This window comes from Hymenobacter gummosus, from assembly GCF_003970915.1.
GTDB classification, from domain to species: domain Bacteria; phylum Bacteroidota; class Bacteroidia; order Cytophagales; family Hymenobacteraceae; genus Solirubrum; species Solirubrum gummosum.
The window spans coordinates 16,030-30,305 of record NZ_RXOF01000025.1 but is presented as its reverse complement, the minus strand read 5'-3'; the positions used below and the strand labels follow the sequence as shown (position 1 = coordinate 30,305).

General features: G+C 67.5%; 12 protein-coding genes. 1 reads left to right on the top strand and 11 read right to left on the bottom strand.

What is annotated here, in order from left to right; all coding sequences use genetic code 11:
- Nucleotides 1-126 precede the first annotated feature (126 nt).
- The 11 genes from EJV47_RS27440 to EJV47_RS27390 all read right to left on the bottom strand — a co-directional run bounded on the left by EJV47_RS27440 (nucleotide 127) and on the right by EJV47_RS27390 (nucleotide 12,990).
- Nucleotides 127-4,680 (bottom strand): fibronectin type III domain-containing protein, encoded by a 4,554-nt coding sequence (locus EJV47_RS27440; RefSeq protein ID WP_126696419.1) that lies wholly within the window; start codon nucleotides 4,678-4,680, stop codon nucleotides 127-129.
- Between the two features lie 620 nt (nucleotides 4,681-5,300).
- Complete coding sequence (locus EJV47_RS27435) at nucleotides 5,301-6,977, bottom strand: FAD-binding dehydrogenase (protein WP_126696418.1); 1,677 nt, start codon at nucleotides 6,975-6,977, stop codon at nucleotides 5,301-5,303.
- A 38-nt stretch (nucleotides 6,978-7,015) separates the two neighbouring features.
- Nucleotides 7,016-7,924: a carboxypeptidase-like regulatory domain-containing protein gene (locus tag EJV47_RS27430; protein ID WP_126696417.1), complete on the bottom strand. Its 909-nt coding sequence runs from the start codon at nucleotides 7,922-7,924 to the stop codon at nucleotides 7,016-7,018.
- Nucleotides 7,925-7,989: 65 nt separating this feature from the next.
- On the bottom strand, nucleotides 7,990-8,577 hold the full coding sequence (locus EJV47_RS27425; RefSeq protein WP_126696416.1) for a hypothetical protein: 588 nt from the start codon (nucleotides 8,575-8,577) through the stop codon (nucleotides 7,990-7,992).
- A gap of 99 nt (nucleotides 8,578-8,676) precedes the next feature.
- Nucleotides 8,677-8,895: a carboxypeptidase-like regulatory domain-containing protein gene (locus tag EJV47_RS27420; RefSeq protein WP_126696415.1), complete on the bottom strand. Its 219-nt coding sequence runs from the start codon at nucleotides 8,893-8,895 to the stop codon at nucleotides 8,677-8,679.
- Nucleotide 8,896: 1 nt separating this feature from the next.
- The gene (locus EJV47_RS27415; protein WP_126696414.1) at nucleotides 8,897-9,826 is read right to left on the bottom strand and encodes a carboxypeptidase-like regulatory domain-containing protein; all 930 of its coding nucleotides are present in this window, start codon (nucleotides 9,824-9,826) and stop codon (nucleotides 8,897-8,899) included.
- A 41-nt stretch (nucleotides 9,827-9,867) separates the two neighbouring features.
- Nucleotides 9,868-10,155, bottom strand: coding sequence for a hypothetical protein (locus EJV47_RS27410; RefSeq protein WP_126696413.1), 288 nt, complete (start codon nucleotides 10,153-10,155; stop codon nucleotides 9,868-9,870).
- A gap of 79 nt (nucleotides 10,156-10,234) precedes the next feature.
- A complete protein-coding gene (locus tag EJV47_RS27405) occupies nucleotides 10,235-10,588 on the bottom strand; it encodes an MmcQ/YjbR family DNA-binding protein (protein ID WP_126696412.1) in 354 nt (117 codons plus the stop codon).
- A gap of 332 nt (nucleotides 10,589-10,920) precedes the next feature.
- A complete protein-coding gene (locus EJV47_RS27400) occupies nucleotides 10,921-11,604 on the bottom strand; it encodes a metallophosphoesterase (RefSeq protein ID WP_126696411.1) in 684 nt (227 codons plus the stop codon).
- Nucleotides 11,605-11,612: 8 nt separating this feature from the next.
- Nucleotides 11,613-12,299, bottom strand: a complete 687-nt coding sequence (locus EJV47_RS27395; RefSeq protein WP_126696410.1) for a zinc-ribbon domain containing protein — start codon at nucleotides 12,297-12,299, stop codon at nucleotides 11,613-11,615.
- 16 nt (nucleotides 12,300-12,315) lie between these two features.
- A complete protein-coding gene (locus tag EJV47_RS27390) occupies nucleotides 12,316-12,990 on the bottom strand; it encodes a hypothetical protein (protein ID WP_126696409.1) in 675 nt (224 codons plus the stop codon).
- Between the two features lie 38 nt (nucleotides 12,991-13,028).
- Here EJV47_RS27390 and EJV47_RS27385 point away from each other — a divergent pair, with 38 nt between their 5' ends.
- A complete protein-coding gene (locus EJV47_RS27385; protein ID WP_243651335.1) occupies nucleotides 13,029-14,165 on the top strand; it encodes an SPFH domain-containing protein in 1,137 nt (378 codons plus the stop codon).
- Nucleotides 14,166-14,276: the final 111 nt, after the last annotated feature.

Genomic DNA, 14,276 nt, shown 5'->3' with positions numbered 1-14,276 from the left:
CCCGCCCGGGCCGCGGCGGGGTCAGCCCAGGGCTGGAGTCCAAAAGGCTCGGTACTGGCAACAAAAAAGCCCCAACGCAGCGGCGTTGGGGCTTTTTCAGTTAGAGAGCAGCGGTACGGCCGGGGGTTATTCTACCACCAAGCGCTTCACCAGGCTACCCTCGTTGGTGGTCAGGTGCAGCAGGTACACGCCGCGGGGCAGGGCCGACACGTCGAACGAGGCTTTCACCGCGGCTCCGGCGGCGGGCAGGCTGCGCACCTGCACTTGCTGGCCCAGGGTGTTGTGCAGGGTCACCGTCATGGCCTTGCGGGCCAGTTCGGCGGGTACTTCCAGCCAGAACGTGCGCTGCGTGGGGTTGGGGTACAGGCCCACGCGGGCGGCCAGGGCCGCGTCGCGGGTGGCCGTCACCAGCGTGGTAAAGGTGGCCGTGCTGGCCGTCGAGGTAGTGCCGCCGGCGCAGTTGCTCACCACGCTCACCGTGTAGGCGGTGTTTGGCTGCAGGTTGGCCAGCACGTAGGGCGAAGTGGTCGGGTTGGGCGTTACCGTTTGGGCCTGGCCCCCGGCGGCCGTGTACGTCACCGTGTAGTTGGTGGCCGTGGTGCTGGGCGTGAAGCTCAGCGTCGCCGTGGTGCTGGTTACCGAGCCGACGGTCAGGCCGGTTACCGGGGCGCACACCGTCGGCGGGGCCGGGGTGGTAAACGTCACGCATACCGGCGCGGTGGTTTGCAGGCCGCAGCTGCCCGTCACGCACACCGTGTACTGAGTGCTGGGCGTGAGGCCGGTCAGCGTCACCGGCGACGTGAGGGGCGCCGGCGTCACCGTGACGGGCTGGCCGCCCTGGGCCGTGTAGGTCACCGCGTAGGTGGTGTTGCCCGCGCCCGGCACGAAGCTCACGCTGGCGCCGGTGCTGGTGAGGCTGCCCACAGCCACGTTGGTAACGGGCGGACAGGTCGGGGCCGCCTGCGTGGTGAAGGTAGTGGTGGCGGCCGTCGAGGTCTGGCCCGCGCCGCAGTTGCTCACCACCGATACGGTGTAAGTCGTACCCGGCGTCAGGCTCGTCAGCGTCACCGGCGACGACGTCGGCGCGGGCGTCACCGTCTGGGGCTGGCCGCCGGCGGCCGTGTACGTCACCGTGTAGCTGGTGCCCGCCGCGGCCGGCGTAAAGGTCAGGTTGGCCGAGGTCGTGGTTATGGCCGTGGCCGTGAGGGCCGTCACCGGGTTACAGGTGGGCAGGGCCGTGGTGGTGAAGGTAGTCGTGGCCGTGGTCGAGGTCTGTCCGGCGCCGCAACTGCTAATCACGTTCACTGTGTAGGTGGTGCCGGGCGTCAGGCCCGTCAGCTGCACCGGCGAGGCGGTGGGCGTGGGCGTTACCGTCACGGGCTGGCCCCCGGCAGCCGTGTACGTCACCGTGTAGCTGGTGCTGGTGCTGGCCGGGGTGAAGGTGATGCTGGCCGAAGTCGTCGTCACCGAAGCGGCCGCCAGGCTCGTCACGGGGTTACAGGACAGGGCTTGCGTGGTAAAGGTGGTCGTCGCCGGAATGGACGTCTGCCCCGGCCCGCAGTTCGACACGATGCTCACCGTGTATTGGGTGCCGGGCGTGAGGCCGCTGAGCTGCACCGGCGAGCCGGTCGGGTTGGGCGTCACCGTCACCGGCGAGCCGCCCTGCGCGGTGTAGGTGAAGGTGTAGCTGGCGCCGTTGCCAATTCCGAAGGCCACCGTGGCCGCCGTGGTGGTGATGCCGCTCACCGTCAGGTTGACGGGCGGAATGCAGCTGGTGGTGGTAAAGCTGATGGTAGCCGCCGTCGAGGTCTGGCTGCTGCCGCAGTTGCTAATGATGCTCACCGTGTAGGCAGTGCCGGGCGTGAGGCCGGTCAGCTGCACCGGCGAGGCGGTGGGCGTGGGCGTTACCGTTACGGGCTGGCCGCCGGCTGCCGTGTACGTCACCGTGTAGCTGGTGCCGCTGGCCGGCGGCGTAAAGCTGAAGGTGGCCGAGGTCGTCGACACGGCCGAAATGGCCAGGTTGCTCGGCGCCGGGCAGGGCGGGTCGGTGGTGGCGCAGATGCTGAAGGTGCCGGGCGTGCCGCCCACCTGCCAGGCCCGCACGTACACCGTGGCGCCCGGGGTGAGGCCGGTGGCGCGCACCTGCGAGAAGTTGTTGGCGCCCGCGTTGTCGTTGCAGCCGATGGCCGTCAGCGCGCCGCAGCTGCCCGAATACAGGGCCAAGCCGGTATCCGTCACGCCGCTGCCCGAGGCGGCGCTGGTATTCACCTGCACGATGCCGTTGGCGGGCACCGTCAGGGTGTACCACACGTCATTCACGGCACCGGTGAAGCAGCCCGGGGCCGGCACCGAGGCCGGGGAAACCGTAGCGCCCACCACGCTCACCGTGGTGTTGGCGCAGCTGGTGCCCACCGTCAGGGCCGTGGCGCCCGCGCAGTCGTCGTTGGCCGGGCCGGGCGGCAGGGTCGTAAACGTGAGGGCCAGCGGCAGGCCGGGACCAGCCGCGCAGTTCGACTGGATGGTGACGGTGTAATTGGTGTTGGGCGTGAGGCCGGTGAGGTTGACGGGCGAAGCCGTCGGGGCCGGCAGCACAATGCCCACCGTGCCGCCCACCGGGGTGTAAGTCACGGTGTAGCTGGTGGCGCCAGCTGGAGCCGTAAACGTGAGCGAAGCGGTGGTGCTGCCGATGCTGCCGACGGCCAGGTTGGTCACGTTCGGGCAGGGCAGGTCGGTCTGGGCGCACACGGTAAACTCGCCGTTCGGGGCCGTGCCGAAGCGCCACACGCGCACGTACAGCGTAGCGCCGGGCGTGAGGCCGGTGCGGCGAATCAGCGAGAAGTTGCCGTTGGGCGAGTCGTCGTCGTCGCACTCAATCAGCGTGAGGTTGCCGCAGCTGCCCGAGTACAGCTCCATGCCCGTGTCGTTGATGTTGCCGGTGGGAGCCAGCCCGGTTTCCAGCTGCAGAATGCCGTTGGAGGGTACCACCACCGAGAACCACACGTCGCGGGCTACGGTGCCGGCGCAGCTCTGCGCGAGTACGCCCGTCGAAAGCGTAGAGCCGGTAATAGTGGCCGTAACGGGCGTGCCGCAAGTGCCGATGCCGATGCTGGTAATCGGCGTGGCGTTGTTGCACTCATCGTTGGAGGGCGCCCCGGAGGTAGCCGTGTAGGTGCGCGTCAGGATGGAGCCCAGGCCGGCGGGGCACACCGCCTGTAGCGTTACGGTGTAGCTGGTGCCGGGCGTGAGGCCCGTCAGCGTCACCGGCGAGTTGGTGGGTGCCGGCGTGACGGTGGTAACCTGGCCGCCGGGCTGCGGGGTGTAGGTGACGTTGTAGCTGGTGGCGTTGCCGCCGGGCGTAAACGAGAGGCTGGCCGAGGTGCCCGACAGCGGGGTAATGGCAATGTTGGTGGGGTCGGGGCAGGCCGAGGCGCCCGTCACGCAGATGGTAAACTGGCCGCGGATGCTGGCGTCGGAGTAGCCGGCTACCTGAACGTAGTAGGTGGTGTTGGGCGTGAGCGAGGTGGAGCTGAGCGGCCCGGCCGGGCCGTTGGGGCTCTGCGAGCAGCTAATCTGCGTCAGCGCCCCCGAGCACGAAGCGCCCGAGAACAGGCGCACCTGCCCGGCGGCGTTGCCCGTCACGGTGATGGTGGCGCTGGTGCTGGCCCCGCCGGTGGCCGAGGTCGTAAACTGGTACCACACGTCCAGCGGGCTGGGGTCGGTGCCGCAGCCAGGGTTGGTGTAGCCGTTGGGCACGGTGGTGCTGGCCCCGAAGGTGGTGCCGGTAGTGGGCGAGCAGGCCGTCGAAATCGGCAGCGACACGGCGCCGCAGGGGTCATCGTTCAGCAGCGGCACGGTGAAGCTGAAGAAGGGCGACTGCAGCGTGCCGCCGTTGCACTCGGTGCGGATGCTCACGAAGTAGGTGGTGCCCGGCGTCAGGTTCGAAAACAGCACCGGCGAGTTGACGTTGTTGACCGTCTGCTGCCCGCCGGGGCCGCCCTGCAGCACGGCCGTGAAGGTGGTGTTGCCGGGACCGGGCGTGAAGGTTACCGAGGCCGAGGTGGCCGAGGGGAAGGTGACGCCCAGCACGGCCGGGGCCCCGCACACCGGCGGGTCGGTGAGGCAGATGGTGAACTGGCCCTGCTGGTCGGTGGACGTGTAGCCGGCCACCTGGATGTAGTAGGTGGTGCTGGGCTGCAGCGCCCCGGTTACCAGGCGCGGGGCGGCGGTGTTGGCCGCGTTCGAGGCCGAGCAGCTGATCTGGGTGAAGGTGCCCGTGCACGAAGGCGCCGAGAACAGGCGAATCAAACCGGCCGGGTTGCCCGTCACGGTGATGGTGGCCCCGGCACTGCCCGCGCCCGTGGCGTCGGTGGTGAAGCGGTACCACACGTCCTTGGGCGCGGTGTTGTTGAACGCTCCGCAGGTGTTGGCCACCGTCCCGTTGACGGTAGTGGTGGTGGCCCCGACGTTGGTGCCCACGGTGGGCGCGGTGCACAGGTTGCCGTTCAACGACAGCTGCACGGCGCCGCAGGGGTTGTCGTTGGCCGGAGCCTGGGCCCGGGCCGCGAAGCCCGTCAGCCACAGGGCCGCCAGCAGCAAGGCCGCCCGGCCCGCCGTGCGACAATGCGCGGTGAGGCGCCGCCACTCGGGGAGCAGCTGCGCAAATGGTAGAGGTGGATGCATAGAAGGTGAAAAAAGGTTGGGGGAGGTGTGGACAGTTGGGTGACTGCGGACGGAGCTATGTCCGATGGACAATGTAAAAATTATACGTAGTTATCCTAGTATTCAATTTCGACGCATGACCGGCGAAAGGCCTGAGTCGTTGCATCAACCCCGCAAAAAAAAGTCGGCCTGAAATCAGCCTACGGCGCCGCCAGAATGCAATTCAGCCGCCCCGGCGAGGGCGGCTGAACGATGAAAGACCGACTTATCTTTTTTTGGCAAAGGCTTGCCGGGCACGCCGGCGGGCCCGTGGTTGCGTACGTGGCGCTGCTGCCAAATGCGAGCCTGGCGGGCGTGAGGAAGCGCCCCACGTCGTCGGGCCGGGGCACGGCCGGGGCCCCGGTCAGCGGGCAGCAGCGGCCCGGCCCGCCGCTGCTCGACGGCTTCGTCCCGGCTTTCGGGGCCGTTGGCGAAGACGCCCAGCTTGGAGGGCGCCGCCGGATTGTCCTTGCGGCCGCCGGCCAATGCCGCGGGCCAGCGCCGCAGTCAGCCGCAAACAGGCGGCACGATTAGTAATGGGCACAAGAGCGGAAAAAGAGAGGCGTAACAAGGGGCTGCGGCGGCGCCGGGTCAACGGCAAATCAGCCCACGGCCGCGGCGGCGGCCCGGCCGGCCGTGCGCCCCGAGAAGATGCAGCCGCCCAGAAACGTGCCTTCCAGCGCCCGGTAGCCGTGCATGCCGCCCCCGCCGAAGCCCGCCACCTCGCCGGCGGCGTAGAGGCCCGGCACCGGCTGCCCGTCGGCGCCGAGCACGCGGGCCTGCAAGTCGGTGTGCAGGCCGCCCAGGGTTTTGCGGGTGAGAACGTGCAGGCGCACGGCAATGAGCGGACCGGCCGCGGCGTCGAGCAGGCGGTGGGGCTTGGCGGTGCGGATGAGCCGGTCGCCGAGGTAGGCCCGGGCCCCGCGGATGGCCGTCAGCTGGGCGTCCTTGCCGTAGGGGTTGGTCAGCTGCAGGTCGCGCAGCTGGATTTCCGTCGCCAGCGCCGCCGCGTCGATGAGCGGTTCGCCGCCGGTCAGCTCGTTCATGCCCTGCACCAGCTCGGGCAGGGTGCGGCGCACCACGAAATCGGCGCCATTCTGCATGAAAGCGGCCACCGGCCGGGGCGCCCCGCCGCGCACCCGGCCCAGCGTCTGCCGTACGCTCTTGCCCGTCAGGTCGGGGTTCTGCTCCGAGCCCGACAGGGCAAATTCCTTCTCGATAATCTTCTGCGTCAGCACAAACCAGGAGTAGTCGTAGCCGGTCTGGCGCAGGTAGGCCAGTGTGCCCAGCGTATCGAAGCCCGGAAACAGCGGCGCGGGCAGGCGCCGGCCCCGCGCATCCAGCCACAGCGACGAAGGCCCCGGCAGAATGCGGATGCCGTGCCCGGGCCAGATGGGCGCCCAGTTCTCGATGCCTTCGGTGTAGTGCCACATCCGGTCGGGGTTGATGATGCGGCCGCCGGCCCGCTCGCTGATGCCCAGCATGCGCCCGTCGACGTGCTCGGGCACGCCCGAAAGCATGTGCCGCGGCGGCGCCCCGAGGCGGGCGGGCCAGTTTTGGCGCACCAACTCGTGGTTGGCCCCGATGCCGCCGGCCGTCACAATCACCGCCTGGGCCCGGCAGGAGAACGAGCCCACGACTTCGCGGGAGCTGCTTTGGCCGCGCTCCGCCGCGCTGTCGGCCAGCACTTCGCCGGTGGCGCCCACCACCGCCCCGCCCTGCACCAATAATTCGCTCACGCGGTGGCGGAATTTGAGCTGAATCAGGCCCCGGCTGGCCGCCTCGCGCACCCGTTGGGCGAAGGGCGCCACCACGGCCGGCCCGGTGCCCCAGGTCACGTGGAAGCGGGGTACCGAGTTGCCGGGGCCGGCGCTGCCGGCCCCGCCGCGCTCGGCCCAGCCCACCACCGGGAAAAAGCCAATACCGCGCTGGCGCAGCCAGCTGCGCTTTTCGCCGGCCGCAAACTGCACGTAGGCCTCGGCCCAGCGCCGCGGCCAGTGGTCCTCCGCGCGGTCGAAGCCGGCGGTGTGCAGCCAGTCCTGCCAAGCCAGCTCGTAGGAGTCGCGGATGCCCAGGCGGCGCTGCTCGGGCGAATCGACCAGGAACAGGCCGCCGAACGACCAGAAGGCTTGCCCGCCCAGGTTTTGTGCGGGCTCCTGGTCGAGCAGCAGCACGCGCCGGCCGGCCTCGGCCAGCTCGCAGGCGGCCACCAGCCCGGCCAGCCCCGCCCCAATGATGAGCACGTCGGCCGCCAGGACAGGGGAAGTGGGAGAGGTCATGGGAATGCGGTAGGAGTGGAGTGGAAGCTCCAACTTACTCAATACAGCGGCAAGGCCAGCCCCAACGTGACTTCCTCGAACCCCGGCAGGCGCAGGTATTCCACGGCGCATTCCAGCTTGCCCACCGGGCGGCTCAGGCGGGCCTGCCATTGCCAGCCGCCGGGCCAATAGGTTGCTTGTCCGGCGTAGCTCAGCTTTTTCAGGCTTCCGCTCAAGCCTAGGCCACCCCCAAGTCCGCTGTACTGCGTCTCGAAGCTGCTGCGCCGGGCGTAGCCGGCCGTGGCCCGAAGCGTGGGCCAGGGCAGTTCCCACTCGCCCCGCCACAAGCCCACTACCGCGCCGCTGTCGAAACGCCGGGCGGTGCCCCCGGGCCGGCGCAGCAGCTGGTACTGCGCACCGAGGCGCAGGGGGCGGGTGTACCAGAATGGATGCCGGCCAATCAGCCAGGTAGCCGTGCCCCAAGCCGTGCCGCGGGCGTCGGTTTGGAAAGCGGCGCTGAGCCAGGCTGCGGGCGAAACCGTTCGGTGCCAGGTAGGCAACTGCAAGGATAGACCAAAAGGGGTATGAAGCACGCCGCTGCGGGCGCCCACCGTCAGGTAGGGCTCGGGCGTTGGGCAGCAGCCCGGATTGGGGTCAATCTGGCTGGTCAGGTAGATGGTCAGCGTATCGGAAACCCGCCGCCGCACCGTACGCGCAATGCTCAGGCGCGGGTAACGGTAGCAGCCCAAGCAGTACACGTGAAAGGAGACGCTGTCGGCCGGCGGAATGGTCAGCGTAAAAGAGCCATCGGAGTAGGTGGAGGCACCCAGCGTAGTGCCCTTGACGCTTACTGCGGCTCCGGCCAAGGGCTTGTGCGTCCGGGCATCGAGCACCCGGCCCGAAACGGTAACCTGCGCCCATAAGGGCAGCGGAAGCAGCAGCCAGGCAAGAGTAAGGAGCGTTTTCACGAACGGGGAAGAATAAAAGGGCTATCAGGCCGGCTAAGCGAAGCCGGTAATTCTGCGGCGGCCCGTCAGTAAATGGTGTAGCCCAGGCTCAGGTTCAGCTCCCGGTAGCGGCCGAGGCTGTTCAGCTGCAGGGCGGTGTCGAGCCGGCGGAAGCTGCGGCCTGCCTCGGCCCGCCACTGCCAGGCGCCCGGCCAGCGCGCCACGGTGGCGGTGAGGTGGAGTTTCAGCTTGGGCAGGCCGGCGCTGAGTCCCAGCAGCCCGCCCGGGCCCGGGCGGCGGGTGTTTTCCTGCCGCCGCTCCGCGTAGCCCGCTCCCAGTAGCAGCGCGGGGCCCTGGTGTTTTCGGAAGCGGCCAAAGTCGCCTTGCAGGGTGTAACTGCTGAAATAAAACCCCGCGGGGCGCAGGTGGATGCGGCTGTACAGGAGCTCGGCGCTTTGGAAGGCCGTGCGGTGGTCGGTGGTGCCGTAACAGGGGTTGGTGTAGCTGACGCGGGCCGCCAGCTGCTGGTTGCCGCGAAAATTCGTCTGGTAACCCAGCCCCAGGGCCGTCGGCCCCCACCTTCCCCAGCGAAACAGCTCGGCTCTGGCACCTACCGGGGTGTGCCGGAGCCCGCTCCACAGGCGCAGCCCCAAGGACTTCCGAACGCTGAACATGCCGCCTACGCACGGCTCGGGCGGGGGAGGCACCAGCACTATTCGTAAATCGGGCCCGTGGTGCAGCACCTCCTGACTCTCGTAGCCGAGAGTCCATACCTACAGCCGCACCGGCAGCGTGTCAGTGGCCGATAGCGTCAGGGAGAAACTGCCGTCAGCCTCAGTTAATACGCCGATAGGGGTGCCTGGTCGGGCGATGGTAGCCCCCGGCACGCCGCTTTTGTCCGCTTTGCTGATTACCCGGCCTCGGATGGTGGTCTGCGCCAGCGCGGATAGGCTCAGCAGCAGGGCAAACCAGGCTAGTAATAGCTTCCTCATATCAGTACAGGATAATGCCCGTGAACAGGTGCAGCTCGGAGTAGCGGCCCAGGTGCTGGACTTGCAGCCCTGCGTACAGGCGCCGAAAATAGTAGCGGGTTTCGCCGGTCAGCTGCCAGGCACCGGGCCAGCGCGCCGCGCCGGCCCGCGCTTGTAGCCGACCCGCCCAGAACGTATGACTCAGGCCGGCCTCCAGCCCCGCGCCGCCCCGGCTGGCGCCTTCGGTGCGGCGGCGGGCGTAGCCGGTGCCCAGCCACAGGCCCAGCCGCTGCCGGTGCGAAGGCCGGAGGTAGCCCACGAGGCGGTAATTCTCAAACTGAAACCCCAGCGGCACTACCCGAATGGCCTGGTAGTGCAGGGCCAGGCCCAGCCGCCAGCGCGAAGCGAGGTGCAGGTCTTCCGTCCAGCCCAAGCTGCCGAGCACCTGCTGGTTGCAGCGCAGGTTGGTTTGGTAGCCCAGCGTAAGCGCCAGCGGCAGCCGCAGGTAGCGCTGGTTGGAGAAAGTCGCCAGCAGGCCCAGGGGCGCATAGCGCAGGCCGCTGCGGATTTCCAGCTGGGCGACGGACTTAACGGTCAGCTGACAGGTCGCAGGAACGTGGTCGACGATGGTGGTATCGAGACGCAGGCCGATGCGCACGGAATCCGGGCCGGCGACGCGCAGCACGGCCGGCTCGTAGCCGAGGCTGCTGATGCGCAGCAGCTGCGGCCAGCCCCCGGGCGCCGGCTGCGGCAGGATAAAGCGGCCGCGGGCGTCGGTAGAGGTGCCCTGGTCGGTATCGGCCAGCCGCACGGTGGCGCCCGGCAGGCCCAGCCCGGTAGCCCGGTCGAACACCCGCCCGATGATGGTCGTTTGGGCCAGCGCCGGCACCAGCAGCAGCGCCAGGATACACACGAGCAGTAGTCTGGGCAGCATCGAAAGGAGTTTGGCCATTGGATGCGCCCACCGCCCCAATTGCACACGCGGCGCCCGGCTCAGGCCAGAAACTCCCGCCACAGCTGAAATAACTGCTGCGTGGCCCGCTCCTCGTCGTTGCCGGCCAGGTGCTGTAGGATGTGGTAGGGCCAGCCAAGGGCAAAATGCCGCCCCTCCCGAACCTGCAGCCAGGTCTGAAACTGTTGGTACACGTCGTCCTGCCGGGTGTCGCGCCAGCACAGCAGGTAACCGGTCAGAAAGGCGGCCAGGGAAGCGTAGCCGAGGTCGGGCATGTACAGGCCGCGCCGGTGCTCCAGGTGCCAAAGAATCTGGCGTAGCGGCTCCATCGAAGTCTATTTGGGCGCTTGGAACTGCTGCAAAGCCGCCTCAATGACCGGGTCCTGCCCCGCGGCCGGGGCGAATGCGCTACACGCCCAGCACGCGGCGCGCCTTGAGCGGCAGCTTTTCGGCCACCAGTCGGTACGACTCGCGGATGAGCTGCTCCCAGCGGGCCACGCTCAGCCGCCCCACGTCGTCGATGTGCACCCAGTAGTAGCGGGCCAGGTGGGAGGCCGGCCGGAAGCCCGGCTGGCCGATGAGCTGCTCAAACTGCTCGGGCGTGACTTTGAAGGTAGCCGTGGGCGGCACGTCGTCGGGCGTGGTGAGGAGAAACATCTTGCCGCCCACGTTGAAGCACAGGTGCACGTCCCACTTGATGTCTTCGGTGGTGGCGGGCAGCCGGTGGCAGATGGTCTGCAGATCTTCGATGGTCGTGGTCATGGCGCGGGGGCAAAACGGGCCCCGAAGCTACTGCCCGCCCGCCAATTCCCGCGGCCGCGTCAGGATCTGGTTGTCCCCTCGGCCGGGGCGCGGGCGGGCCTATTGGCGAAAGCGAGGCATCCGACCGGCCAGCCCACGAAGGCCGCGCGGCTGCCGCGGGGAAGCCGGTGCTGGTAAACTGGCCGCTACGGCAGTTGCAGTTAAGCAGTAGCTGGGGCACGTACTCATTGAGGGTGGGGTAGCGCGCGTGGGGCATGGTGGGGCTGATAAGAGCAAAAACGGCCAGTGGAGCCACCCGCGCCACGACGCTCAGGGCCCGGACGGCGCTGTTACTAGCCCCGACCCGTTACGCCGGGGTATAGCTCGGGCACCGGGTCGCTCTGCACGTACGCCTTGGTGCGCACGTTGAGCATGGTCAGCCGCCCGCCCCAGCCGGCGCCCTGGTCCACATTCCACACGTTCCGGCGCTGTTCGGGGGCGGGGTGGGCCGGCCAGGTGGGGGTGTAGCCGATAAAGCACTCGTGGTAGGCCGCGGCCCGCTGCTGCTGCCGCCACAGGCTGCGCGTCCACAGCAGCTCTGAGGCATCCTGCCCGGCAATGGGCTGGCTGGGGTCGTAACCGGCGTGCACGTACAGGTTGCCTAGCTCGTCCTCGTAATAAAGCTGCTGCTGGCTGAAAAACTCGGTGAAGTGGCGGTGCTGGGCTTCGGGCAGGGGCTGGTAGGCGTTGCAGGTAGCCTGCCCACCTTGTTTCAGCCATTCCAGGTTGTTGACGGGGCGCTTGCTGCGGCGGCCCGCCAGCCAGCGCCCCGTCCACCAGTCGTGGTTGCCCATCAGCCAGATGCTGTTCGGAATGCCCAGCAGCCGCTCCACGCAGGCGGGCGTCTCGGGCCAGCCGTCGGCCACGTCGCCGAGCTGGATGAGCCGGTCGATGCCGGGGCGGAAGGGGCTGCGCGCCAGCACCTGCTCCAGGGCCCGGGCCGCCCCGTGAATGTCGCCGATGACGTAGGTTTCCATGGCGCCTTTTACGGGGCAGCGGGCGGGGCGTCGGGGCCGGCCTGTTCCCGCGCGTTGATGTCGGCCCGCCAGGCCTGCAGCCAGTGGTACTCGGGGCTGCCGTGGGCGAATAATTTCCGACTCTGGGCCAGGTAGAGCCGGGCCCGCGCGTAGTTGCCGAAGCTGAGCAGCAGCTGCAGAATTTCCCGGGTGCGGGCCAGGTCGGTGTAGTCGGGGGCGGCGAGCAGCCGGGAAAGCCGGTCCCGCTCGTGTTTGCGCCGGGAGCAGGCCGGGCAGCGTACCCGCGTGGCCTCCACCCAGAATTGCAGCTCTTCGTACCAGTGCTGCTGCTCCCCGCGGCTGAACACGAAGGCCCGGCCGCAGTCCCGGCAGGTTTTTTCCTGGTCGTAGTAAGCAAAATGGGGCAACGCGAAGCAGTGCTCGTGCTGCCGGCTTACGTCGCCAAGGCTGGCCCGGCCGGCTTCCAGGCACTGGTCGCAGGCCCAGTGCAGGGTGCCGGGCTGGTGCCGAGCGGCGTCCCAGTAGTAGTTGGTCAGCAGGCGGCCCCGTTGCCGCCCCACATTGCTCTGGGGCGGCAAGGCATTGATCTGCCGTAGAAACGTCTGGTACTCGTCGATGTCGCGCAGCCGCTGGCAGCAGGGGCAGCGCAGCATGCAGTCGGCAGGCGAAACGTACTGGCCGGCAATGGTGGGCATGGCGGGGAGAGTAGGGTTAGCGGCCGGGGCGGATGCGGATGGTGCGCAGCAGGCGCAGGGCGTCGCGCTGGAAGTGGCGGGCGGTGGAGTCGTTCTGGCGGGTACGCAACGTATAGACAAACCGTAGTTTGTCAGTTGAGGCTTCAAAATCATTGATATGCAGCAACCTCAAGCTGTCGAACCGCCAAAATGCTTTGATGCCGAAATCCCGGCCGTTGATGTGTTCCAAGGTGTCAAAGGAACCAAAGAGCAAATCGGTCTTTTTGGCCGCTTTTTCCTTTGTAACCTCTTGATGCCATCGGTTCAGCAGCGAATCATGCAGCCGCGTCGTGTGAGGCTTGGTTGATTGAATACCAGTTTTGAAGAATGTATTGTGGATAATAGTCAGCTGATTGACGGAATCAATTGGGAATCGGTGGACAAATCCGCTTTCCCGGTACACCGGTAGCTTGCGGGATTGAAACCGGTAGCGAATGTCGTCGCACCCATCACAGTCACTATAACTTGTCCAAGCAAACAGCGTGTCATACGTCCGCGGCACCCGCAGATACACCGTGCCCAGCCCGTTTTCCAGCACCACCGAATCCGGCCGGGTATTGGCCAAAAAGGCATCCTGGGCTTCGGCCGTGGGCTTATCCCGGCAGCCGGCCAGCATAAGCAGGAAGGACAAGCAGAACAGAATCCATTTCATAGCGGACGGCAGATAACGGCCGGCCCGAACATAGCCGTTTGCCGCGCCGTTTCGGCCATTTCTGCCAAATTGCCGCCGCCACCATCCGCTCCACCGCCGCCATGTTCGGACTCAGCTACAGCAAGTTTGACTCGATGACCTACGTCATCCGCTACAAAAACGGCCGCATTGCCCAGGAAGGCCGGGGCCTGTCCTTCTTCTACAACACGCTCAACAGCTCCATCGTCGCCATTCCCATCGGCAGCAACGATTTGCCCTTCATATTCAACGACACCACCAACGACTACCAGAGCGTCACCATTCAGGGGCAGATTACCTACAAAATCAGCAACCCCAAGCAGCTGGCCGAACTGCTCGACTTCACGGTGAATTCGGCCGGCGTCTACAAGAAAAACGACATCGAGAAGCTGAACCAGCGCCTGGTCAACGAGGCGCAGGCCGCCACCTCGGCCTTCGTGCACGAGCTGGGGCTGAAAGAGGCCATTCGCTCCAACAAGGCCGTGGAGGCGCGCATTACGGCCGGATTGCAGGCCTCGCCCGCGGTGGCGTTGCTGGGCATCGAGGTGCTGGGCGTCAACATCCTCGCCATCAGGGCCAACCCCGAGATGGAGCGCGCCCTGGAAGCCGAGACGCGGGAGCGGCTGCAGCAGGACGCCGACCAAGCCGTGTACGAGCGGCGCAACTTCGCCGTGGAGCAGGAGCGCCGCATCAAGGAAAGCGAGCTGAACACGGAAATTGCGGTGGAAGAAAAGCACAAGCAGATCGACGAGAAGCGCATGGAAGCCCAGCTGCAGCGCGCCGCCAACGAGCGGCAGCTGCGCGAGCTGCAGGTGCAGGCCGACATTGCGGTGGAAACCCAGCGCGCCCAGCTGCTGGAGCAGCAAACCGCCAACGAGCGGCAGCAGGCCGACGCCCAGGGCTACGTGCTCGATACCACCCTGCGCCCCTACCGCGACCTGGACTGGCGCACCCTCGTCGCCCTCAACAACAACCCCGACCCGCGCTTCAACATCGCCCTGGCCTTCCGCGAGCTGGCCGAAAACGCCGGCAAAATCGGCACGCTCAACATCAGCCCCGAGCTGCTCGACAGCATCCTGGGCGGCCCGGAAACCCGCGAAACCCGCAGCACTCCCGACAGCACCCCGCCCCGCGGCAATCAGAAAGGTGGGCGTTGAGCAGGGTTTAAGATTAGAACGTCATGTCGAGCGAAGTCGAGACATCTCGCGTGCTGATGCCAGATAGTAATCAGTGATAATAAAGTAATCATCTGTCATCCTGAGCGCAGC

Excerpts from the sequence above, each read along its gene's own strand:
- EJV47_RS27440 (WP_126696419.1), bottom strand. The coding sequence starts at position 4,680 with ATGCATCCACCTCTACCATTTGCGCAGCTGCTCCCCGAGTGGCGGCGC.
- EJV47_RS27435 (WP_126696418.1), bottom strand. The coding sequence starts at position 6,977 with ATGACCTCTCCCACTTCCCCTGTCCTGGCGGCCGACGTGCTCATCATT.
- EJV47_RS27425 (WP_126696416.1), bottom strand. The coding sequence starts at position 8,577 with ATGTTCAGCGTTCGGAAGTCCTTGGGGCTGCGCCTGTGGAGCGGGCTC.
- EJV47_RS27420 (WP_126696415.1), bottom strand. The coding sequence starts at position 8,895 with ATGAGGAAGCTATTACTAGCCTGGTTTGCCCTGCTGCTGAGCCTATCC.
- EJV47_RS27415 (WP_126696414.1), bottom strand. The coding sequence starts at position 9,826 with ATGGCCAAACTCCTTTCGATGCTGCCCAGACTACTGCTCGTGTGTATC.
- EJV47_RS27410 (WP_126696413.1), bottom strand. The coding sequence starts at position 10,155 with ATGGAGCCGCTACGCCAGATTCTTTGGCACCTGGAGCACCGGCGCGGC.
- EJV47_RS27405 (WP_126696412.1), bottom strand. The coding sequence starts at position 10,588 with ATGACCACGACCATCGAAGATCTGCAGACCATCTGCCACCGGCTGCCC.
- EJV47_RS27400 (WP_126696411.1), bottom strand. The coding sequence starts at position 11,604 with ATGGAAACCTACGTCATCGGCGACATTCACGGGGCGGCCCGGGCCCTG.
- EJV47_RS27395 (WP_126696410.1), bottom strand. The coding sequence starts at position 12,299 with ATGCCCACCATTGCCGGCCAGTACGTTTCGCCTGCCGACTGCATGCTG.
- EJV47_RS27390 (WP_126696409.1), bottom strand. The coding sequence starts at position 12,990 with ATGAAATGGATTCTGTTCTGCTTGTCCTTCCTGCTTATGCTGGCCGGC.